The sequence below is a fragment of the Rummeliibacillus sp. NPDC094406 genome, from assembly GCF_044763875.1.
Classification (GTDB): Bacteria; Bacillota; Bacilli; order Bacillales_A; family Planococcaceae; genus Rummeliibacillus.
Map to the genome: position 1 here is coordinate 157894 of NZ_JBIWGZ010000002.1, position 18845 is coordinate 176738.

Annotated in this window: 30 protein-coding genes; 3 read left to right on the top strand and 27 right to left on the bottom strand. The window is 34.0% G+C overall.

The features are described from left to right. Positions 1-3: 3 nt before the first annotated feature. From ACIQ4I_RS05570 to ACIQ4I_RS05690, 25 genes are all read right to left on the bottom strand, one after another. Positions 4-1356 (bottom strand): phage major capsid protein, encoded by a 1353-nt coding sequence (locus ACIQ4I_RS05570; RefSeq protein ID WP_403093800.1) that lies wholly within the window; start codon positions 1354-1356, stop codon positions 4-6. Continuing rightward, the gene (locus ACIQ4I_RS05575) at positions 1353-1931 is read right to left on the bottom strand and encodes an HK97 family phage prohead protease (RefSeq protein ID WP_403093803.1); all 579 of its coding nucleotides are present in this window, start codon (positions 1929-1931) and stop codon (positions 1353-1355) included. Before ACIQ4I_RS05575 ends, ACIQ4I_RS05570 begins: the two co-directional genes overlap by 4 nt. Beyond that, positions 1900-3102 (bottom strand): phage portal protein, encoded by a 1203-nt coding sequence (locus ACIQ4I_RS05580; protein WP_403093806.1) that lies wholly within the window; start codon positions 3100-3102, stop codon positions 1900-1902. The genes ACIQ4I_RS05575 and ACIQ4I_RS05580 overlap by 32 nt, the downstream gene beginning before the upstream one ends. Before the next feature lie 12 nt (positions 3103-3114). After that, positions 3115-4839, bottom strand: coding sequence for a terminase large subunit (locus ACIQ4I_RS05585; protein ID WP_403095071.1), 1725 nt, complete (start codon positions 4837-4839; stop codon positions 3115-3117). Beyond that, positions 4839-5255, bottom strand: coding sequence for a P27 family phage terminase small subunit (locus ACIQ4I_RS05590; RefSeq protein WP_403093809.1), 417 nt, complete (start codon positions 5253-5255; stop codon positions 4839-4841). Before ACIQ4I_RS05590 ends, ACIQ4I_RS05585 begins: the two co-directional genes overlap by 1 nt. A gap of 81 nt (positions 5256-5336) precedes the next feature. Beyond that, a complete protein-coding gene (locus ACIQ4I_RS05595; RefSeq protein ID WP_403093812.1) occupies positions 5337-5720 on the bottom strand; it encodes an HNH endonuclease in 384 nt (127 codons plus the stop codon). A gap of 102 nt (positions 5721-5822) precedes the next feature. Beyond that, positions 5823-6095: a hypothetical protein gene (locus ACIQ4I_RS05600; RefSeq protein WP_403093815.1), complete on the bottom strand. Its 273-nt coding sequence runs from the start codon at positions 6093-6095 to the stop codon at positions 5823-5825. A gap of 67 nt (positions 6096-6162) precedes the next feature. Further along, entirely contained in the window at positions 6163-6936 is a 774-nt protein-coding gene (locus ACIQ4I_RS05605) for a hypothetical protein (RefSeq protein ID WP_403093818.1), read from the bottom strand. Between the two features lie 359 nt (positions 6937-7295). Next, positions 7296-7853 carry a tyrosine-type recombinase/integrase gene (locus ACIQ4I_RS05610; protein WP_403093821.1) on the bottom strand — a complete coding sequence of 186 codons (558 nt, stop codon included), beginning with the start codon at positions 7851-7853 and terminating at the stop codon, positions 7296-7298. Further along, positions 7850-8365: a sigma factor-like helix-turn-helix DNA-binding protein gene (locus tag ACIQ4I_RS05615; RefSeq protein WP_403093823.1), complete on the bottom strand. Its 516-nt coding sequence runs from the start codon at positions 8363-8365 to the stop codon at positions 7850-7852. Before ACIQ4I_RS05615 ends, ACIQ4I_RS05610 begins: the two co-directional genes overlap by 4 nt. Positions 8366-8492: 127 nt before the next feature. Next, the gene (locus ACIQ4I_RS05620; RefSeq protein ID WP_403093826.1) at positions 8493-8672 is read right to left on the bottom strand and encodes a DUF3954 domain-containing protein; all 180 of its coding nucleotides are present in this window, start codon (positions 8670-8672) and stop codon (positions 8493-8495) included. A 71-nt stretch (positions 8673-8743) separates the two neighbouring features. Next, a complete protein-coding gene (locus ACIQ4I_RS05625) occupies positions 8744-8989 on the bottom strand; it encodes a hypothetical protein (protein ID WP_403093829.1) in 246 nt (81 codons plus the stop codon). Positions 8990-9035: 46 nt separating this feature from the next. Further along, positions 9036-9248: a hypothetical protein gene (locus ACIQ4I_RS05630; RefSeq protein ID WP_403093832.1), complete on the bottom strand. Its 213-nt coding sequence runs from the start codon at positions 9246-9248 to the stop codon at positions 9036-9038. 30 nt (positions 9249-9278) lie between these two features. Then, the gene (locus ACIQ4I_RS05635; protein WP_403093834.1) at positions 9279-9863 is read right to left on the bottom strand and encodes a hypothetical protein; all 585 of its coding nucleotides are present in this window, start codon (positions 9861-9863) and stop codon (positions 9279-9281) included. Positions 9864-9918: 55 nt separating this feature from the next. Continuing rightward, positions 9919-10119 carry a hypothetical protein gene (locus ACIQ4I_RS05640; RefSeq protein ID WP_403093836.1) on the bottom strand — a complete coding sequence of 67 codons (201 nt, stop codon included), beginning with the start codon at positions 10117-10119 and terminating at the stop codon, positions 9919-9921. Positions 10120-10154: 35 nt separating this feature from the next. Further along, a complete protein-coding gene (locus ACIQ4I_RS05645) occupies positions 10155-10517 on the bottom strand; it encodes a hypothetical protein (RefSeq protein ID WP_403093839.1) in 363 nt (120 codons plus the stop codon). Next, complete coding sequence (locus ACIQ4I_RS05650; RefSeq protein ID WP_403093841.1) at positions 10511-10744, bottom strand: hypothetical protein; 234 nt, start codon at positions 10742-10744, stop codon at positions 10511-10513. Before ACIQ4I_RS05650 ends, ACIQ4I_RS05645 begins: the two co-directional genes overlap by 7 nt. An 80-nt stretch (positions 10745-10824) precedes the next feature. Next, positions 10825-11031 (bottom strand): hypothetical protein, encoded by a 207-nt coding sequence (locus ACIQ4I_RS05655; protein WP_403093844.1) that lies wholly within the window; start codon positions 11029-11031, stop codon positions 10825-10827. Positions 11032-11034: 3 nt separating this feature from the next. Beyond that, positions 11035-11856 (bottom strand): ATP-binding protein, encoded by an 822-nt coding sequence (locus tag ACIQ4I_RS05660; protein ID WP_403093846.1) that lies wholly within the window; start codon positions 11854-11856, stop codon positions 11035-11037. After that, positions 11801-12652 carry a conserved phage C-terminal domain-containing protein gene (locus tag ACIQ4I_RS05665; protein WP_403093849.1) on the bottom strand — a complete coding sequence of 284 codons (852 nt, stop codon included), beginning with the start codon at positions 12650-12652 and terminating at the stop codon, positions 11801-11803. The genes ACIQ4I_RS05660 and ACIQ4I_RS05665 overlap by 56 nt, the downstream gene beginning before the upstream one ends. A 62-nt stretch (positions 12653-12714) precedes the next feature. Further along, entirely contained in the window at positions 12715-12930 is a 216-nt protein-coding gene (locus ACIQ4I_RS05670) for a hypothetical protein (protein WP_403093851.1), read from the bottom strand. A 2-nt stretch (positions 12931-12932) separates the two neighbouring features. Beyond that, a complete protein-coding gene (locus ACIQ4I_RS05675; protein WP_403093853.1) occupies positions 12933-13445 on the bottom strand; it encodes a helix-turn-helix domain-containing protein in 513 nt (170 codons plus the stop codon). Between the two features lie 93 nt (positions 13446-13538). Next, positions 13539-13808, bottom strand: a complete 270-nt coding sequence (locus ACIQ4I_RS05680; RefSeq protein ID WP_403093856.1) for a group-specific protein — start codon at positions 13806-13808, stop codon at positions 13539-13541. A gap of 11 nt (positions 13809-13819) precedes the next feature. Next, positions 13820-14485, bottom strand: coding sequence for an ORF6N domain-containing protein (locus ACIQ4I_RS05685; protein ID WP_403093858.1), 666 nt, complete (start codon positions 14483-14485; stop codon positions 13820-13822). Positions 14486-14516: 31 nt separating this feature from the next. Next, the gene (locus ACIQ4I_RS05690) at positions 14517-14759 is read right to left on the bottom strand and encodes a helix-turn-helix transcriptional regulator (protein ID WP_403093861.1); all 243 of its coding nucleotides are present in this window, start codon (positions 14757-14759) and stop codon (positions 14517-14519) included. A gap of 167 nt (positions 14760-14926) precedes the next feature. Here ACIQ4I_RS05690 and ACIQ4I_RS05695 point away from each other — a divergent pair, with 167 nt between their 5' ends. From ACIQ4I_RS05695 to ACIQ4I_RS05705, 3 genes are read left to right on the top strand one after another with little or no spacing between them, the layout of a single operon-like run. Beyond that, a complete protein-coding gene (locus ACIQ4I_RS05695) occupies positions 14927-15343 on the top strand; it encodes a helix-turn-helix domain-containing protein (RefSeq protein WP_403095074.1) in 417 nt (138 codons plus the stop codon). Between the two features lie 17 nt (positions 15344-15360). Beyond that, entirely contained in the window at positions 15361-15801 is a 441-nt protein-coding gene (locus tag ACIQ4I_RS05700) for an ImmA/IrrE family metallo-endopeptidase (protein ID WP_403093863.1), read from the top strand. 38 nt (positions 15802-15839) lie between these two features. Further along, a complete protein-coding gene (locus tag ACIQ4I_RS05705) occupies positions 15840-16964 on the top strand; it encodes a tyrosine-type recombinase/integrase (protein WP_403093866.1) in 1125 nt (374 codons plus the stop codon). 102 nt (positions 16965-17066) lie between these two features. On the opposite strand, the gene glnA is transcribed toward ACIQ4I_RS05705, so the two are convergent. Together glnA and ACIQ4I_RS05715 are read right to left on the bottom strand one after the other, a co-directional pair. Beyond that, entirely contained in the window at positions 17067-18401 is a 1335-nt protein-coding gene (gene glnA / locus ACIQ4I_RS05710) for a type I glutamate--ammonia ligase (RefSeq protein WP_397537601.1), read from the bottom strand. A 51-nt stretch (positions 18402-18452) separates the two neighbouring features. Further along, positions 18453-18836 (bottom strand): MerR family transcriptional regulator, encoded by a 384-nt coding sequence (locus tag ACIQ4I_RS05715; protein WP_403093869.1) that lies wholly within the window; start codon positions 18834-18836, stop codon positions 18453-18455. Between the last annotated feature and the right edge of the window lie 9 nt (positions 18837-18845).

An 18845-nucleotide genomic window follows, 5' to 3' on the forward strand; every position in this document is an offset into this window, starting at 1 on the left:
GCATTACGCTCCTTTAACTGCACCTACTTCATAACGATATACAGCTGGCTCGTAAGGAGAGTAGATAAGTTGGCCATCTAATAAGTTATAAATTTGGAAGCCGACTTTATTTGTCCCAGAGAATTTTTCAATCAGTTTTTGCATTTCAAGCGAGCCTACAACATCTTGAATATGGAAAGCTGTGAAATCACCAAAATAGAATACTGGTGTTGTATGATCGTCTTCTTTTTTATTTGCTGCATCCGTGAAATCTAATTTATGACCTAATAATGTGTAACCTACACCATCTTTTGCTTCGTGTAACAACGGGCGACCAGTTGTATCTGTCATAGCTTCTAAAACAGTTAATGCAGGACGATTTACAATCCACATAGATTTTTTTAGAATCGCAGTAACTGGTTGTCCTTTTAATTTAACTAGTTGTTGATATAGTTTCTGAGAATATCCTGCTGCGTTCACATCTACTGATTCTGATTCATAATAAGTTACTGCTTTCTTTTGAAGTGCTCCAGGATTTTCATTTCCAACGTCATCACCTCGGAACATGTAGTTTGTTTCTTTTTCTACATAAGCTTTTTTCAACTCTTCAACTACGATTTCTTCAACATTTACACCTGACATTTTTAATAACTTTTTTGTTACAGTTGCAAGTGCATCAAATTCAGCTGGATCTAATAAAATTTCATCAAATTCAATACCTGTTTCAACAATTTCTGATGTACGTTCTTTTTTGCTTACGTTAGCTACAGCCTTTTTGACTAAGATTGGATATTTTACATCTCCTGCAGTTTGATGAACAGACCCATATTTACGTAATAGGTTTTCTTGTTGTGCATAAGAAATAACTTCTCCAGCAATAACTTCTGGTACAGTTACTGAACCATTACCCACTTCGATTCCCAACGAGCGTGCCTCAGCTTCTGAAATATTACCTACAACAAAGTTTGCAAATGCAGAACGAATTTCTTTTTCACGTTGCTTTGTTGATTTTTCATTTCGAGTTGACAATGCAGAAGCAATTGAAGTCATTGCTGCCGAACGTTTTTCAGATGAAATAACGCCTTTTTTACGTTCTTCGTCAACTTTTTGGTCATCAGAAGTACCTTCTTCATCGTCTTTCTTATCTTCATTATCTGCACGTGTTTCATCTTCCTCATCTGTTGATGTATCATCACTTTCATCAAATTCTGCTAAGGCATCAGCAATTGCTTGTGCTTCTTCTGCCAACTCTTCAACCTCTGTTTGTAATGTTGTTAGATCTTCCTCACGCACCTCATTCTTTTCAATTTTTGTACGCAATTCTGTTAGACGTGCTTTATTTCGTTTTTGTAATGCTAGTAACATTTTTTTATTCATTTGGTTGCCTCCAATGTTTTATTAATTTTTTTTATTAATTTCATGCGTTGTTCTACTTGTAGATTCAACTCTTTACTTCTTAATACTGAGGCCTCTGTATCCTCATACGCCGGAATAGATACAACCGAGATTTCGAATAATTCAACCTCGAGAATCGTCCGTTTTGCTGGCTCTACGTTATAGTCCCATTTTTCTTCTGTTGGAATAAAACCAAAACTACATTGATTAATATCACCACGTAGCATGGATTCTTTTAAATCTCTTCCTAAACTTGTATTAGGGAGTGTTACTTCGAACTTTAATCCGCGATCATCTTCACTCAACTGCAATGTACCTGATTTAGTACGACCAAGTACGTTATTCCAATCGTGATTAAAAAGAGCACGTATATCACCATTTTCTGAAATGGCTCTTGAGAAAGCACCTTGTGCAATTTCCTCAATAAAATAGCCACCAATATCTGTTGGAGAATTGAATACTGCAGCATAACCACCTATTACCGATTCGCCTTCTTCACCATCACGAGTATTTAAATTCGTGATATCAAATGTCCGTGTTTCCTTCTTTAATGTCATCTTCCTCACCACCTTTCAGACTATCGTCAGTTGCCTTCTTCTCACTGATTTTTGATAAATCATTTGAGATATAAATAGCTTGTGTCTCTGGAGTATTTTGTTTAGGAAAACCAAGCATTTCAGCAACATTGTCAGGTGATGTGATACCAGTACGAACAATGTTATAACCGATATTCGTTTTAGTGCTATAAGTAACAAAATCTAAAATATTAATTTTGAATTTAAGTCTCTTGTCCGAATTTTTGCCGAAAAAAAGAAGACTCAAATGGTCCTCAAGATTACGCATGATAGGTTTAACTGCTTTGTTGTGCAAATACATCATAGCCTTCTCTAAATCACTCTTAATGAGCGCTTGATATGTATCTACATTGATATTTAAATACTTTCCTAAATCTTTCTTATAAACATTTAGATATGCGAGTATCTTTTCGTCATCTATTGGTGATTCCATAGTTTCGATTTCATAACCTTTACCTAGTGGTATCATCTTCACGCTTCTACTTTCATCGATATCTTCTAGTTGATTTAATATTGCATTTATCAATTTCGATTGTGCAGCGTTTTGAGGGTTAATATTCGCATCTAGCTTTAGCAGGAAGGCTAGTAATCCACCTTTCTTATATTTCTCTGTCAAAACCTTTTCTGCGCTCATAACGCCCTCTAAAGTATTTTTACCTAGGTCGAGTAAACCATGACCTCTAAGATGATTTACGCCTATATTTTTTATATGACGAATCATGAATGATGGAATTTCAGTACCGTTGATTTTAAAATGTTCAACCAGCCTATCATCCAATTCTGTATATACGTTTTTCGCAATGTGTAATTGATCACCATCAAGCACTGGAAATACTTCACCAGATAATAGATAGGTATTTGTTAGCAACTTCAAAAACTCCGATTGAGTAAGATAATTATTTGGCTGTTTTAAAATATTAATTGCTGAAGATTCAACTTCTTCACCGTTTTTATCTAGTACGGTTATTTCAGCAAGCATTATTTGATTGCTAATATCCTGCAATAACTCGTATACATCAGAAGATTCTAGAATGTTCTCGTCATTAACATAGCGCCCGCTATATCGGAGCACGCTAGAAAAGGAATCTTCAAACCAACCACGTTTTTCTACCTGCTTATACAAGAAATTAGAGATTTTATCTCGTAATCCCAAGTGTTTCACCTCCTATCGATAGATAGAATCTAGTAATTCATCAAATTCATCTGCATCAATATCTTCCATCTGGAACATCGTCTCTTTATGAGCAACTAAAAAAGCCACAAATCCATCAATCTTTTTCTTAGATTGACGTTTTGATGGCCCTTTCATTCCGTTAATATTCGTAATAACTACCATATTCAATGCACAGTATAAAAATAGTGGATTATCAGTAATTAATCGGTGCTCATAGATTAACAATTCCGAATCATCAATCATTGCATTCATGACATTTGGATACTGATTCACTACAATGCAATCTAAACCAAGATTTTCACACTTTTCAATCAGTTTTTGTGACATTGCAGGGTCATAATTGATTTGCTGAACATCATATAAATTCATACATTCAGTTATATATTCGAGTACCATGTCCTGATCTATCATCTTACCATCACAAAGAGTAACGAATCCTCTCTCTACTAAATTAGAGTAAGGTACATTATCCTCTTTCTCTCTGAAATCAAGATTATCAGACGGTATAAAGTACATCTGTTTTACTTTAAGTAATGCTTTCCCCCCGTCCGTAAATGTTGGAAAGTTTAAGCTAACACACGTTAAGTCATTGACCTTTGATAAATCTAGACCCAGATAACACATCTCGCCTTCCAGTTCCCCAAGATCTTCTACTAAAACATGTTCAATTTGTTCTCTTTCAAAATAGTTCTCGGCTCCATTAACAAATACATTCAAATGTTTTGATAAAAACTCTGCTTTAGAATGTGCTGACTGTTGAGCTTTCTTGAATTCAATTTCTAATTGTTCCATCGTTACTGAAATACCGATGTTTGGATTAACCATTGCCCAAACTTTACGGTCTGTCCAATCGTACCCTTTATTCGGTTCAGCTATATATACAAATAGAGAATCATCGTCATCTTCTTTAAGAACGTGCTTCGCATATTTATAAACACGCATTCCTACTGATGATGAGCCTTTACCAGCTGTACTGATATTCAGCATTATAGGTTGCTCACGAGAAATTTGTGCTGACTTTAAATTGTCGTACATATCCATATTCTCTTGAGCATGAAGCTCATCGTTCAAAACAAAGTAAGGGTTTTTACCTTCAAGTCCCTTTGTATTTTTCGTAAGTACCTTAAACTTATTTTGATAAGTGATATCATCAATTGAATAACGATACATGGCTCCCGAAACAGTACCATTAATCCCTTTATAAATTTGTGTACCTTTGCTTAATGGCTTCGAGTTTTCAATTGCTTGTGCAATCGGCTCAGCAGCGTTTTGTGCTTGTTCATAGTCTGTTGCTGCACAATAACAATCTGCACCTCGTTCGCCCTCACCATACATTGCGTAAAGTAGAGCACCTGCAGCAATGATGGTTTTACCATTTTTCTTTGGCACTTGCGCATATGTTTCTCGTATCACTCGAACGCAATTGCCCTTTTCGTTTTCATGGTACCAACCATACATATTTGCAAAAATAAATATTTCCCATTCTTCTAGTTCAATTAATTCGCCAGCTAATGGACCTTTAACGTGACGTACAAAGGATTGTACAAAATCTAACATCTCATTTGCTTTATCTACATCAAACCAAATATCCTTGCGCTTTTTCCATTTCTTATATCTTTCAACACTTTTGATGATTGATGTAGGATATTTCTTTTTATTCCGCATAACTCGGTTTGCATATAAATCAGCATAATTCTTTCCTGGTTCAATCTGAATCATTTAACTTTTCGCCATTTATTCCGATGTTCTGCCAATTCATCCACTTCACCATTTTTTGAAGTATTATTGGTTGATTTTTGTACACTTTTTCCTTTGTTTGTCATTCCAAGATAATCTAATAATTTATTCTTCTTATCGTTCCAAGTTTCAACCTGTTGCGATAAGGGATGTTTCATTTCGTTGATTGCACCAGCCTTATTCTGATGCGCCTTTGTGGCTGGAAATCCAGCATCTCTCCATTTTTCAAACATGGTTTTATAAATGATAAATGCATCTAAGTAATTTTCAATTAGAGGTGTGAGCGTTTTTTGATACAGCCCTTCCTCCTGAAGCAAATTTATGATGCGATTTTGTTCTTCAACCCTTGCCTCATCTAGCATTTCAAGCTTGCGCTTTTTGGAAATCCGAGCCATTGTCACACCCCCTTTGTTTTTTTAGACTGCACAACTATTTATTTAACGCCTGTAACCGGTCTTCAGCTATTTTCAAAAAAATCATTTTTGAGAGGGGGGCATAAAATAATTTGCGAAAACTTTTTTATTTTCTTCTGAATGTTCTTCAATCATATGACACTCAGGACAAAGTAATCTTAAATTACTTTCTTCAAGCTTGAGCGTTGGGTTGTTCTTCACCTTAACGATATGATGAACCTGTGCAAGCTTACCAAAGACAAATCGTCCACATCGCTGACAACAACCTCGTTCCCTCTCGTATACTTTTTTTCTTGTGGCTTTCCAAATGCCAGAATTATAGAAAGGCTTATTGCTGGTATCATACTTAATCTTGCTAGGTTGCTTCGGCTTGTCTCGCTTGTGCTCTTCACAATACCTACCTCTCTCTAGCTTGTTTCTACATCCATTGAAATCACAGTACTTCATTTATTTTTAAACAGCGTTACATTTTCAGTTAAGGTGTAAATAGTAATTCCTAAAAAACGTATTGTTGTTACAGTCATTCCTGGTTCACTATATTTAGTTTTCTTAATCATTCGATTCACCTGTGATTCTTTCAATCACTAGTTCTCTCTTAGTCATTGATTTAGGGATATCAATTCCATGTTGCTCAGCGAAGTCTTTAAGTTCCTTTACTTGCATTGAATCGAAATCAACACCTTCAAACTTATTAACTTTAATATTCGTTATTACTGTTTTATTTTCGCCTTTTGCAAGATCTACACCAATATTAACAATTTGTTTAGATTCCGTATCCCAATACTCAGTACCAGTAGAAGTCTTTCTGAATTCTTTTAGCATTATGATATGTCCCTCCTAAAATAAACTAAAAAACGCCTTGCTATTTAATAGCAAAGCATTTGTTAGTCTACTCTTTTTCATAATCATTTAATAAATCAACTAATCGTTGTTGTAAATCTAAAATTACTTTTTCTATAACATCCTGCATCTCTTCGAATATTCCTTCAATTTCCTCAATCTTTTCTATATTTTCGGGTACTATTTTTAATCGATATTTCCTGATTACCATATTAATAGAATCTGCTAAGAAGACATTGATTTTATTAAACTTATCAATATCTGTAAATATAAAACCGTATCGAACTAATTCACCACATTGGAAAGCTATTTCATTTATATTTTTTTTGCATTCTTTATAAAGTCTATTAGTATCATCTCTTTTTTTCTCAAGATTACTATCGCTTGCTTTAAACGCTTCTGAATCTGTTAAACCTAGCTTTATAATATTGACTTTTAATTTTTCTAGTTCTAAAAACTCTTTATAATAATTGATAAAATCCAGATGAGTACTTTTAATTTTCATTACGTTCATTCTCATGTTAGTAAGTAATTGTAAAAGAGATTGTAAATTATCAATTTCAATTTCTAATTTCATTTTGTGTTTTTCTTTATTAAATTGTAGATCTAATTGTTTAGTCATTTGTAATCTTGCAATTAAATAAGCTGCTGTTGCACCAGCAATTCCACCAAATAAGCTTAATATTCCACTGAAAATAGTGGCTTGGTTAACAGAATCTTTAAATAGAATTTTATAAATTGCTAATAGTATTAATGCAAATGCTAAAAAACCCACCAATACTCCTAAAATTACAATAAATATATTCTCTAATTTATTTTTCACGAAATTATCACCCTGTAACATATTATCAAATATCCCTTTAGATAACATCACAAATTTAGAAACCAAAGCTACAGACTGCCGTGTCTATGCCTGTAGCCCGATTTCAAGGAGGAGTTTTCATGAGTGTAAGATTTTACCCTTACACTTATAATGGGCAATCGAACGATGATGACCTCCGAGTGTAACATATCTAATATTCTGTTACGTTTAAAAAATCGCTATAAATGGCTCTATATCAATAACCTTAAAAAAATTTATATTTGAGTGTAACTAATACTTTTTTTAATAGCTACTCAATCACATGGAAAAAGCTATGAATATGCTCTGTTAAGCTATTTACGGCATAAAAAAAGAACCCCTTAATAGAGGTTCGACATATTCGCATCTAGTTGGTCCTGTACAATGCCTATGTAACGTAGTGTTGTAGCTTCTTCCGCATGATTGAATAACACCATTAGATCACCGACTGAATTAAATTTTTTATAATAATGATAACCGAAAGTTTTACGCATGCTATGGGTACCAATTTTTTCACGATAGCCAATTTCTTGTGCAGCTTTATTAATATTGGCCCATGCTGTCTTGCGGGAAATTGCTCGTTGCTTTCCTGTTTTTGTTCTTTGCCTTGATATAATTAAAAACTCTTTGTCTTTTTTACCCTTTATGAATTCTTCTAATTCTTTACGAAGTTTTGGCGGAATAATCACGCGCTTATATTTTTGTGTCTTTTGCTCAAATATTTTTAAATGCGTTTGCTTTCGCACGTCTTTAACTCGTAAATTTAATATATCTGAAATTCTAATCCCTATATGAATACCTATCATCCACATGATGTAGTCACGTTGATTATGATCTTTTAAATACTGCGTTAGCTCCTCTAGTTGCTCCTTATCTCGAATTGGTTCTACAAATCTCATACAATCACCCAACCTTCCGCGATGATTTTTGACTTACAGCGTTTTAAAATACTTTGTACTGTGCTTTTTGGTATAGACATGATTTCCGCAATTTGACGATGACTAAATTCATTTGCAGCAAGATTGAATACTTCTCTTTCTTTAGCATCTAACACTTTTGATATTTCTTTGGCCAACAATTCTTTTACTTCTTCTTCGTCTTCATTGACCTCATGTTCATATGGCATTTGTTGAAGTTTATCACTATTCATAGTCAACACCTCGTTACTCACAGGGATATCTCTTTCATAAGCTGCACGTCTATTTATCGACCGCCCTCTGAATCTTCCTGATGCCATAACTTCAATCGAATATGATAGGCTACTAATCATTTTTCTGATAGTAGCTAAATCTTCATTCACTTTTGCAATTTCTTCTTCATCAATCATCTCATCTTTTAACTCTAACAAAGCTTTATACATTTTTTTAGTATGTTTACGTGTAGCGATATACTCATTAATCAACTCTTTCATTTTGTTTCCTCCCGATAATCAAAATAAAAAGAGCGCTAAATAAGCACAGAAAGAGTTCTGCGATTATCTAGCGCTCCCGGTTGTTCCAGTAAGCACGAATATATTTGTTACACTTATAATACCACATTTAGATTTTTTTACTATATTTGTAGTCTACATGAGTAACTTTACCGTGTTGCCAACAAATCTCCTGTTTTCCATAACCAGCAGGTGGTTGTTCTACAGGAATTAATTTCCCACCGGATACTATGTACACCCCGTTCTCCATTAAACTTACTTCTGCTTTTAAATCTACTTGTTTATTCAAAATATGTTTCCTCCTATGCTATAATTAATTGACTAGATTAATTGGGCATTGGAGGAAACTCTGATGCTTTTTTATATGGCTTCAATCCCATTCGCCAAAAAACGTTCTATGCAATCTAATGCAGCCTTTATAGATGTGAACGGTTCCTCAAATTCTTTAGTTTTAACAGTGATAAACCGTCCCATATATTCCACTTCACAAGAAGATGTTCTTATTGTTTCACCTTCTGATAATTGATATATACTTCTTTTAATAAATTCAATATCATTCAACTCTCTAATCACGTTAAAAAGTGATATTTGTTCTACCTGTTCCATATACACATCCTCCTCTTTTACTGCAGAAAATCTACGTTATGCGTCATTACAAATTAGACATATCATCTTTTAGGAACTCGTTTTCTTCCCAAGTCGTTCCATCACCTTCTGCGTCTTCATAATCGGTTACAGTCCCTTTTGTTCCTTCTGGACACCATTTATCACAAGTACCATCACAATCTACCGTATTGTTATATTCACCAGTTACGAAACAACCGAAAGCATAATGACTGCATGTCCAACAAATTTTTTCATCCATTAAAAGTCCTCCTTCGTTTCATGAATCGGATTATGCTTTAACTTTTTTCAAACTGGATGTGTATTTTACCTCGTAGTCGATTTCAACAACAAATTCCGTATCACAGACATTACAAGTCATTTCATGTTCCCCATCTTCATACATATCATCGCTTGAACATTCTGAAGCACATACTGGACAGATAATTTTACTTTCACGGAAGCAATCCCATTCATTATGACCATTTTCCTCTGCTATCCGTAACGCTTCTTGTTTACGTTTTTCATGTTCTCTTTCATGACAAGGTTTGCATTGAAATCCGTCTGGATGTCCCCACGGTATTTCAGTAAGTTCTTTTCTATGAGTCCCACACGTAATGCAACGATCATGTTCATCACATACGATATATGACCAAGATTCACCGTTTTCTAAGCATTTATTACATCCACAAACCCAGTACCATCCATCATCGAATCTTTCAGCGTATAACCCCTTAGTAGGTGGATTTAATGATATTTCAGGTAATTCAGTATTCGTTGACCCCTCATTCCAGATGTTTCTATGACCAGAGCGAATTCGTTTCGTCCATTCTTTAGGTACCTCTGGAATATAAATCTTAGTGTTTTTTAAACTCATGTTTTTCTCTCCTTTATGTCACAATATCCTTCTTTTATTAATTAAAATTAATATCTCATTTTCCGTTAATCTCCTCTAAAGAAACACCTAAATATAAGACTGTTTCTATTAGTCCGTCGGTTTTACCGTCATAGTATCTTGCTTGAGCACTGTTAAACCCAAATTCATTACATGCTCCTCTAAACTTTTCTTTTAATACATTTCTTTCGTGTTTTAAAAATGCTAATTGTTCATCTGTTAAATGATGAGTTTTCATTTTCGTTTCCTCCTTCGCATTTTAGCCTCAGTTTTTCAGTTCGCTATTGTTGATCTTGTTACACCTATATTCTTCTTCCATATGTTGAGTTCACGTATTGGAATATCTGCTAAGTTACTAATTTCAATATCGTTATACCCACGATATACAAGATTTTTATAGATTGTGGGTGTAATTCCTTTATCTTTTGAAGATTGGACTACTGAATCTAATTCTTTTGAAATACTTTCAAGCTCTGTGCCTATTACTTGTAGCCGTTGTAACACTGGGCAATCTTTACAATTAGCAAAAACATTTTTTCCGTTATGCACACAACCTTGGCAATTATTTTCATGCAGTGCTGTCTGTTTAAAAATTAGCTGCGCACGTCTTTTTCTTGCCTTCTTTCTTGTTAACATGCAATTTCCCCCTTAATAGATTTATTTCGATTATCATTCATTTCATCCACTGCTTTTATTGCGTAATCTACAACGTCCGAGCGACTTAAACCTGTGATCTGCATTAAATGACCTAGATACATTTCAAAACGTTCTTCACGTTCCTTTGTGATACCTAGTGAGTTACATTGGCCAACTACTATAACTAGCTGATCAAGGACATATTTAAGATTCTTTGTTTCGCTCATTTTCAATTTCCTCCAATGTTTTTAAGACTTCTAACTTTAAGTTCTCTAAATCTTGCTTTACAGCTAATAAGTCATTCATTTTATGAACCCCTTCTTAAAGCGTAATTTAACTTAACTTTTATTGGCTCACCATACTTTTTAAACATTTCATCACGTTCAATTTGATGATGTATTCTGCAATGCACCCTAGATATAAATGTTCCTTTATGATCGCAATCAGGATGTGGACATTTAACAATTGCAATCCCATTTCCCGATGCAAATTGTGTCATTTGAGATGTCTGCATGGTTTATACCTCCTGGGTTAAATCGAATGCAACAATTCGTTTATCTCGAATATTATCGAATTTGATTACTGCAATATTTTTAAAACTCCTAGATATTAGCTTTTTATCATACATGTCTTCCATTTGCTTGCGTGATAAGTTTGATGTAATGATTGTTGATTTGTTTTGTCTGGCTTCAAATATTGCAGTAAGGACTTCTAAAGTGAAGTTTGTTGCGGTCTTTCTTGTATCGATTGCTCCAGTTTCAGCGCCTAAATCGTCAAGGCATAAGAAATCTACTCTGGATAACATGTCCACAAAATAGAGCTGAGTGTATTTGCTCTCTTTATTGTCAAATGAATCTCGAATTTTCGTCATCATCTCTCGAACACTAATGAAAACACACTCAACATCCATTTTTTCATTGAGGTTCCGTAATATGGACATTGCTAAATGAGATTTTCCAACCCCTGTATCTCCTTGCAAAAGTGTGGTAAATACTTTTGCACCCTTGTAATGTTTAAAGGCTTGTATCGCTAAATCTTTGTTCTTCACTTCTTCCTCAGATTCAGCAAAAAACTTTCCAAATGATGCATTACGAAGTGTTTCATCGGCAAATATACTTTTGTAATACAATGTATTTTTCTTTTTCTTAGATTCCTGAGCTAGAATCTGGTCGCTCATGGATTTCGCAAATGCGGCATTCTCTTTTGCTAATTCACATGCAGGGCAAATTTCTACTCCTTCGATAATCATCATTCCAACTGGTTTAGCATGATTCGAACAAATATTAGAAGTTAATGCCATCTCTATACTCTTTGGTAGAGCTTGACTGATTGCTTTCATATCCTCGCACCCTTTCATTTAAGTAGCCTTCGAATTTTGAAGCTTGGAATAGTGTTGAAGGTCGTAAATATTGATTAAAATGTGGATCTTGTAACCATGTGATTATTTTTTTATCAATGACAGTTTTAAAGTCTTCGGTTTTAAATCCTTCATCAAACCTTGCTTTAATCAAGGTCCGTGTTGCCTTTGATGAGCTTTTATAATTTGTTCCTGCCTTTTGATTTAGATAATCTATTATTTCATCGTAAGGAAGAGATGAACCAGCAGCCTTAGCTGCGCTTTTCTTTACTTCTTCTTTTTCTTCTTTTTCTTCTTTTTCTTCTTCTTTTTCTTTTTCTTTTTCTTGTACACTTGTCGTTAGCGTATCGTTATACGTATCGTGGTACGAATCGAATAATTTCTTTATACTATCGTTTGTCACTCCATTACCAACCCATGTAATTAATGAAGTATCCTTAACATGTTTTAATTCTGAAATAACACAATCCAAGACAGGTTTACCACCGCGAGTAAGGTTGTATCTTCCCCAGTTTTTTATTGCTATCTCACGTGTTTCAGTGCTGTATTTGATCAATTTATGATGTTCTATGAACCTTTGCATTAAAGCGTTTATTGACTCATTTGAATACCCCAAATCAAATGCCATTTGCTTTTTTGTAATCTGATATATTCCTATTTGAGATGTCTTTTCATTAGTTAATAAATAAAGAAAAAAGTATTTATCTTCTGGAGTTAATTCCTCCACTACTTTTGGGTCGTTCCAAAAACTTGTATGAATCAATCTAAATTTAGCCAATTTATTTCCTCCTCCGAAAAACTATTTTATTAATTCTGAGATGTATGTAAAAACCATTGTAGTTAAATCAAAGCTGCATATTTGTATTTTGCTTTCTTTGCTTTTCGTAAAGTACATAAGCTTTTAATTGAATCTGTCATTTCTTCGGTAGCAATTTGTGCGGCAGCTAAATTTCCACGATGTACATGCATATCGACTTCTTTTAATAAATCCTCGATAGTATCAACGAGTTTATTTGCACCTTCAATGTCTTCTGGCAAAAACTTTTCTTCCAACATGACTAGTCCTCCTTCAAAAAACCCTGTGAGATTAAATATCTATAATGGTCCATCCATAGACCTCGATAACTAATGCCGGTTTCCATACAAACTACTGCTATAAACTGTGAGATTGCAGTTTCAGCTTCTACAAGTTCTTCAAGTGCTTCATGCACCTCTTGCAACTCGAATGGTTGTAGATTACTTAATGGCTTTGATAAACCAGTTTCTTTAAGCCTAGAAAAAGCTTCTTCTAGTTCTTCTAGCGTTTTCTCTTTAATTGCACTTCTGTGTAGGTCTGCATTTGGTCCATCTAACCATACTGGGCCAGTGCCTGTATATTCGTTTTGTACAGTCATCGCAAAGCATGGATCATCGTATTTTTTACTATATTTATTTGCAACATCCACGTTCACTTTGTCCTTACCTGTTTCATAACGTGAGATTGTTTCTCTTGCGACATGCATTTCACCAGCCGTTTTTTGTTGTGTTTGGTTACCTCTTAAATCCTTCATCAAATCCCTCACATTTTTCATAAAACCCCTCCTATATGAATCACATTATTCAGTTTTATATACATGAACTCTACCAACGTAGTTAATTAATCTTGTTAAAATAAATAATAGAAGTTAATTAGTTGGTTGTTTTTTTAGCCAGTCCACAAGAAATTCTTGTGTTTCTTTGGCTGGAAACAACCATTTTTGACCAACCTTGTATTTAGGGAAAGCTTGATCATAAAAGAATTTTTCAAGTATGAATGATTTGCTCATACAAGTTTGATTTAGCAATTCTTTAAAGTCCCAAAATGTTTTAGCGTATGTGATTTCATTTATTGCTTTATTTAGTGCCACTTTATAGTCTTGTTCCAGTTGTTCTGAATCGATTTTTACATTTAACATTGCAGTACCCCCTACACAACTACCAATTGTTTTTTGGGTACGTAATGTTCGATGTATGAAATTGCAGACTGTAAATCCTTACGTCGCACATCTTTATAACTAGATACACCAAAACGGTCTTTTATTTCTCTGTAAAGCTCTTTAAAGAGCTTTGGGCGATATTGAGCATGGTTTTCTATTTCATATACTCGAGAAGCAACTGCTTTTTGTAAACTGCGTTGTTCGCCATGAGTTAAAGTAATCTGTTCGTCAATTTTTTCATTGATCAACTGAATTTGTTGTTTAATATTTTGAGTATCTAGTTCAAGTTGATTTGTAATCTGAATCACATTTTCTAAATTTTTAACTTGTTTAATGGTGTAATAATCATCGACAAGTAATGAATACGCCTGCCATGCCTTGATATTATTTAATGATTTTGCATGAAGCCATGCACCTTGTTCTGTCCAGAGATATAAAGTAGAGACGTATTTAAGGCTGTCGTCATTTTGACGTTCAGCTTTAAAAGCTTTTAATTCTTCTCCTGTTAAAGAAAAATAATGTTTTCCTTCCTGGTATCTATCGATATTGCGTTGGAAATTACGAAGCAATTGCTTCGCTTCAACTTCAAATGCTGCTGAAACTTGAGCAGTTGTTAAAGTTCGTTGACCCTTACGCTCAATAACTTGTAAATCCATAGGTAAGCCTCCATTTTGTTGTTTTTTATAGTTAACCACAACTTTTTGTTGTGTTTTCACTTAAAAAAATTTTATTTGGCATTACTTGAAAGAGTGAGCATATTGCTAAAGCAACTGTTAAAGATGGTGTTCTAGTGCCCTGTTCAATCATACCGTAATAACTTTCAGTGATAGTTAAATCGAAATCAGCTTCTAATTTTTTAACTACATCTTTCTGTAACCAGCTATTAGATTTTCTAAGATGCACTAACTCAGTTCTTCTGATGTGTTCCAATTTAACACCTCCCAACTTTTTGTTGCATTTAATATAACCCAACATAAAGTTGTTTGTCAACGGTTTTACTAGATTTTTTGTTGTTTTTATTAGTTTGTATACTAAAAACCCAACAAACAGTTGTATAATTAGATAAAATACAAGGTGAAGAGGTGAATTGAATGTCAATAATTGCAGGCAGATTGAAGGAATTAAGGAAAGAAGCTAAGTTGACACAAGCAGATGTTGCAAAAATACTCGACATATCAGAAAGTGCTTATGGTTATTATGAACAAGGAAGAAATGAAATTTCACTTTCGAACTTAAATAAATTATCTAAAAGATATAACGTTAGCGTTGCCTATATTTTAGGTGAAAGTAATCGCAAAGAAACAAATGCATCCAAAGATGAAAAAGACATTATTAAAAGAATGGCAGCTATTAAACGCGACTTAGAAAGTGCTGAAGGTCTAGCTTTTAATGGTGAACCAATGTCTGATGAAGCTAAAGAATCCCTCCTAGAAGCAATGGAGTATGCTGTTAGAACTACACAAAAAATAAATAAAAAATACGTTCCTAAAAAATATAGAGATAGAGATGAATAGTAACGAGGGGTTATTAAATGGGATGGATAAAACTACGTATAGAACAGCTACGAAAAAAACATAATACGGTTGATCCATATGAATTAGCTTCGTTGCTAAATATTATGGTAATACCATTCAACTTACACGAAGAAATAAATGGTTTCTATCAATATAATCGTCGCAATAAGTATATTTTTATAAATTCTAATATTGATGATGATTTAAAACGTGTTGTTTGTGCACACGAACTTGGTCATGCGCTACTGCATACACGATCGAACACTCATTTTTTACGCAATAATACATTTCTTTCAGTTGATAAAATTGAAATTGAGGCAAATACATTTGCTGCTGAATTACTATTAAGTGATGATGATTTAAGAGAGAATACTCATTTATCTTTACAACAAATAGCGTCTTTACACAATGTTCCAGTAGAATTGGTTAAACTGAAATGTAAAGACCTATTTTTATAGCATTTAATAGAACGTACATTCTATAAAGGAGTGGTTTTATGGCATCATTCAGAAAAAGAAATGGATTGTGGGAATATCGAATAAGTTTTAAAGATGAATTAGGCAAGTATAAAGTTAAATCTAAAGGAGGTTTTTCTACAAAAAAAGAAGCTGAGCTAGAAGCTCGAAAAAAAGAGTTGGAACAAGAATCCACCAATACAGTTAAAGAATCAAAAATAGCTGATTTCATGACAGAATGGTTTGAATTATATATAAAAGATAAAAGAAAGCCAAACACTCAGCGAACTTATTGGTTTTCAATTAAAAATCATCTAATCCCTAATATCGGGCAAATAAAAGTGTCAGAATTAAAGCCATTACCCTATCAACGCTTTATTGATTCACTTTTGGAAAATGGATTAAGTACAGAAAGTGCAAAAAGAGTTCATACACCGATTAGATTAGCTTATCAACAAGCAATTATAAATGGGTATATGGATCATAACCCTACTGCTTATGTAAAAATCAAAAAGAAAGAAATAAAAAAATTAAAATATTTAAACCCTTCTTACGTTCCTGAAGTTTTAGAATTCATTTATAAACGTAGTTATGATCAAGGAATTTATTTTGAGTGTTTATTTGAAAGTGGCATGAGAAAAGGAGAATGTAGTGCATTAGAATTTAATGATATTAATTGGAAGGAACGAACTTTGAAAATTGATGAAACATACGATTATCAAGCTACAAAAAATGAACAAAAAATAAATAGTGTAAAAACTGAAACATCTTCGAGAACTATTTTAATGCGTGAAGAATTTATGAAAAAGTTAAGAATTTATACAAAATATAAAATGGAGAAAAGATCTTTAATAGGCTCGTTGTATAATCACGATCAAAATTTTGTTTTTGGTAGAGATGATGGAACAGCCTTTCCAAAATCTACATTGTACAATACCTTTTCTAAGGCTTTAGAGTATATTGAACATGAACATCTACCAATTCATTCAACAAGACATACTCATGCAGTTATGATGTTAGAAGCTGGCGCAAGCATGAAAGAATTACAAGATAGATTAGGACATGCCTCGATGCAAGTAACTTCAGATACGTATTCACATGTAACTAAAAAAATGGAAACTAGAGCCGTGGAATTATTTGATTCATACATGAACAAGCGAAAATAATTTTGGTCTAATTTTGGTCTATTAAATATTACCGTTTTGGTCCGTCAAAAATAGCGCACAAAAAAACAACCCCAATTGCTTGGGGCTGTTGAGTTTATCGACTTAGTACATTTTCATGTATTGGTCACGTTCCCATTGGTGTACTTGTGTACGGAACATGTCAAATTCGATTTCTTTTGCTTCACGGAAGTTTGCATAGATATGTGAACCAAGTGCATCTTGGATTACTTTATCTTCTGCTAGAGCTGCAAGTGCATCATTTAGGTTAGCTGGTAAGTTACCGATTCCTGCTTCAGCACGTTCTTCAGCATTCATCACATAAATGTTACGATCTACTGCTGGAGGTGGTGTAAGTTGTTGTTCGATACCATTTAAACCAGATTCTAAGATAACTGCCATAGCTAAGTATGGGTTAGCAGCTGGGTCAACTGAGCGTACTTCGATACGAGTAGATAGACCACGAGAAGCTGGGATACGAATTAATGGTGAACGGTTTTGAGCTGACCATGCAATGTAGCAAGGTGCTTCATAACCTGGTACTAAACGTTTAAATGAGTTTACAGTTGGGTTAGTTACTGCAGTGAAACCTTTAACGTGTTTTAATACACCTGCCATGAATTGATAAGCAGTTTCGCTTAATTGTAAATCTGCTGATTCATCATAGAATGCATTTTCTTTACCTTTGAATAATGAAACGTTACAGTGCATACCTGAACCATTTACACCGAATAATGGTTTTGGCATGAATGTTGCGTGTAAACCATGTTTACGGGCAATCGTTTTTACAACCAATTTGAATGTTTGAATGTTATCACAAGCAGTAATTGCATCCGCATATTTGAAGTCAATTTCATGTTGACCTGGAGCTACTTCATGGTGAGATGCTTCAATTTCAAAGCCCATTTCTTCAAGTTCAAGCACGATATCACGACGGCAGTTTTCACCAAGATCTGTTGGAGCTAAATCAAAGTAACCACCGTGGTCATTTAACTCAAGAGTTGGTTCGCCTTTTTCATCTAATTTAAATAAGAAGAATTCAGGTTCAGGTCCTAAGTTGAAGCTTGTGTAGCCCATTTTTTTTGCACGGTCTAAGATGCGACGTAAATTGTTACGTGGGTCCCCTTCAAAAGGAGTTCCATCAGCTTTGTATACATCACAGATGAAACGGCATACAGTACCTTTGCCTGTTGTCCATGGGAATACAATAAAAGTATCTAAGTCTGGATATAAGTACATATCAGATTCTTCAATACGTACGAAACCTTCGATTGAAGAACCATCAAACATCATTTTATTATCAAGTGCTTTTTCTAATTGGCTTACTGGAATTTCAACGTTTTTGATGGTACCTAGGATATCTGTGAATTGTAAACGAATAAATTTAACTTCTTTTTCTTCTACAAGTTTACGAATATCGTCTTTTGTGTATTTTCCCACACTAATCACTCTCCTATAAATATGCAATAAAATTTTTATAATACTCGGCTCTTATGAAAAGAATCGAGATAAATCACCTTGACGAATTGAGGATTTCTGCATTCTCTGTGCTTGTTGCATTTCTTCTCTTAGAATACGTCTTAAATCATCATCTGTAATATCAGTTTTAGATTGCTTTGCCAATACTGGCTCATTCTTCATCGCGAAGACTTTCTTGATGCCTGCCATGTTAATGCCTTGATCTAGCAAATCTTTAATTTCTAGTAAAACATCGACATCATTCAATGAAAACATCCGGCGATTGCCTTCCGTTCTTGCAGGTGTGATTAGGTCATGTTCTTCGTAATAACGAATTTGGCGAGCGGTTAAATCAGTTAGCTGCATGACTATACTAATCGGTAGTAAAGGCATGGTCTTACGTATTTCCTTACTCATTTCCCTTCA

Coding starts and splice junctions, on each gene's coding strand:
- ACIQ4I_RS05570 (WP_403093800.1), bottom strand. CDS start 1,356: ATGAATAAAAAAATGTTACTAGCATTACAAAAACGAAATAAAGCACGT.
- ACIQ4I_RS05575 (WP_403093803.1), bottom strand. CDS start 1,931: ATGACATTAAAGAAGGAAACACGGACATTTGATATCACGAATTTAAAT.
- ACIQ4I_RS05590 (WP_403093809.1), bottom strand. CDS start 5,255: ATGGCTCGGATTTCCAAAAAGCGCAAGCTTGAAATGCTAGATGAGGCA.
- ACIQ4I_RS05595 (WP_403093812.1), bottom strand. CDS start 5,720: ATGAAGTACTGTGATTTCAATGGATGTAGAAACAAGCTAGAGAGAGGT.
- ACIQ4I_RS05600 (WP_403093815.1), bottom strand. CDS start 6,095: ATGCTAAAAGAATTCAGAAAGACTTCTACTGGTACTGAGTATTGGGAT.
- ACIQ4I_RS05610 (WP_403093821.1), bottom strand. CDS start 7,853: ATGAGATTTGTAGAACCAATTCGAGATAAGGAGCAACTAGAGGAGCTA.
- ACIQ4I_RS05615 (WP_403093823.1), bottom strand. CDS start 8,365: ATGAAAGAGTTGATTAATGAGTATATCGCTACACGTAAACATACTAAA.
- ACIQ4I_RS05625 (WP_403093829.1), bottom strand. CDS start 8,989: ATGGAACAGGTAGAACAAATATCACTTTTTAACGTGATTAGAGAGTTG.
- ACIQ4I_RS05630 (WP_403093832.1), bottom strand. CDS start 9,248: ATGGATGAAAAAATTTGTTGGACATGCAGTCATTATGCTTTCGGTTGT.
- ACIQ4I_RS05635 (WP_403093834.1), bottom strand. CDS start 9,863: ATGAGTTTAAAAAACACTAAGATTTATATTCCAGAGGTACCTAAAGAA.
- ACIQ4I_RS05640 (WP_403093836.1), bottom strand. CDS start 10,119: ATGAAAACTCATCATTTAACAGATGAACAATTAGCATTTTTAAAACAC.
- ACIQ4I_RS05645 (WP_403093839.1), bottom strand. CDS start 10,517: ATGTTAACAAGAAAGAAGGCAAGAAAAAGACGTGCGCAGCTAATTTTT.
- ACIQ4I_RS05650 (WP_403093841.1), bottom strand. CDS start 10,744: ATGAGCGAAACAAAGAATCTTAAATATGTCCTTGATCAGCTAGTTATA.
- ACIQ4I_RS05655 (WP_403093844.1), bottom strand. CDS start 11,031: ATGCAGACATCTCAAATGACACAATTTGCATCGGGAAATGGGATTGCA.
- ACIQ4I_RS05660 (WP_403093846.1), bottom strand. CDS start 11,856: ATGAAAGCAATCAGTCAAGCTCTACCAAAGAGTATAGAGATGGCATTA.
- ACIQ4I_RS05670 (WP_403093851.1), bottom strand. CDS start 12,930: ATGTTGGAAGAAAAGTTTTTGCCAGAAGACATTGAAGGTGCAAATAAA.
- ACIQ4I_RS05675 (WP_403093853.1), bottom strand. CDS start 13,445: ATGAAAAATGTGAGGGATTTGATGAAGGATTTAAGAGGTAACCAAACA.
- ACIQ4I_RS05680 (WP_403093856.1), bottom strand. CDS start 13,808: ATGTTAAATGTAAAAATCGATTCAGAACAACTGGAACAAGACTATAAA.
- ACIQ4I_RS05685 (WP_403093858.1), bottom strand. CDS start 14,485: ATGGATTTACAAGTTATTGAGCGTAAGGGTCAACGAACTTTAACAACT.
- ACIQ4I_RS05700 (WP_403093863.1), top strand. CDS start 15,361: ATGGGATGGATAAAACTACGTATAGAACAGCTACGAAAAAAACATAAT.
- ACIQ4I_RS05705 (WP_403093866.1), top strand. CDS start 15,840: ATGGCATCATTCAGAAAAAGAAATGGATTGTGGGAATATCGAATAAGT.
- ACIQ4I_RS05715 (WP_403093869.1), bottom strand. CDS start 18,836: ATGAGTAAGGAAATACGTAAGACCATGCCTTTACTACCGATTAGTATA.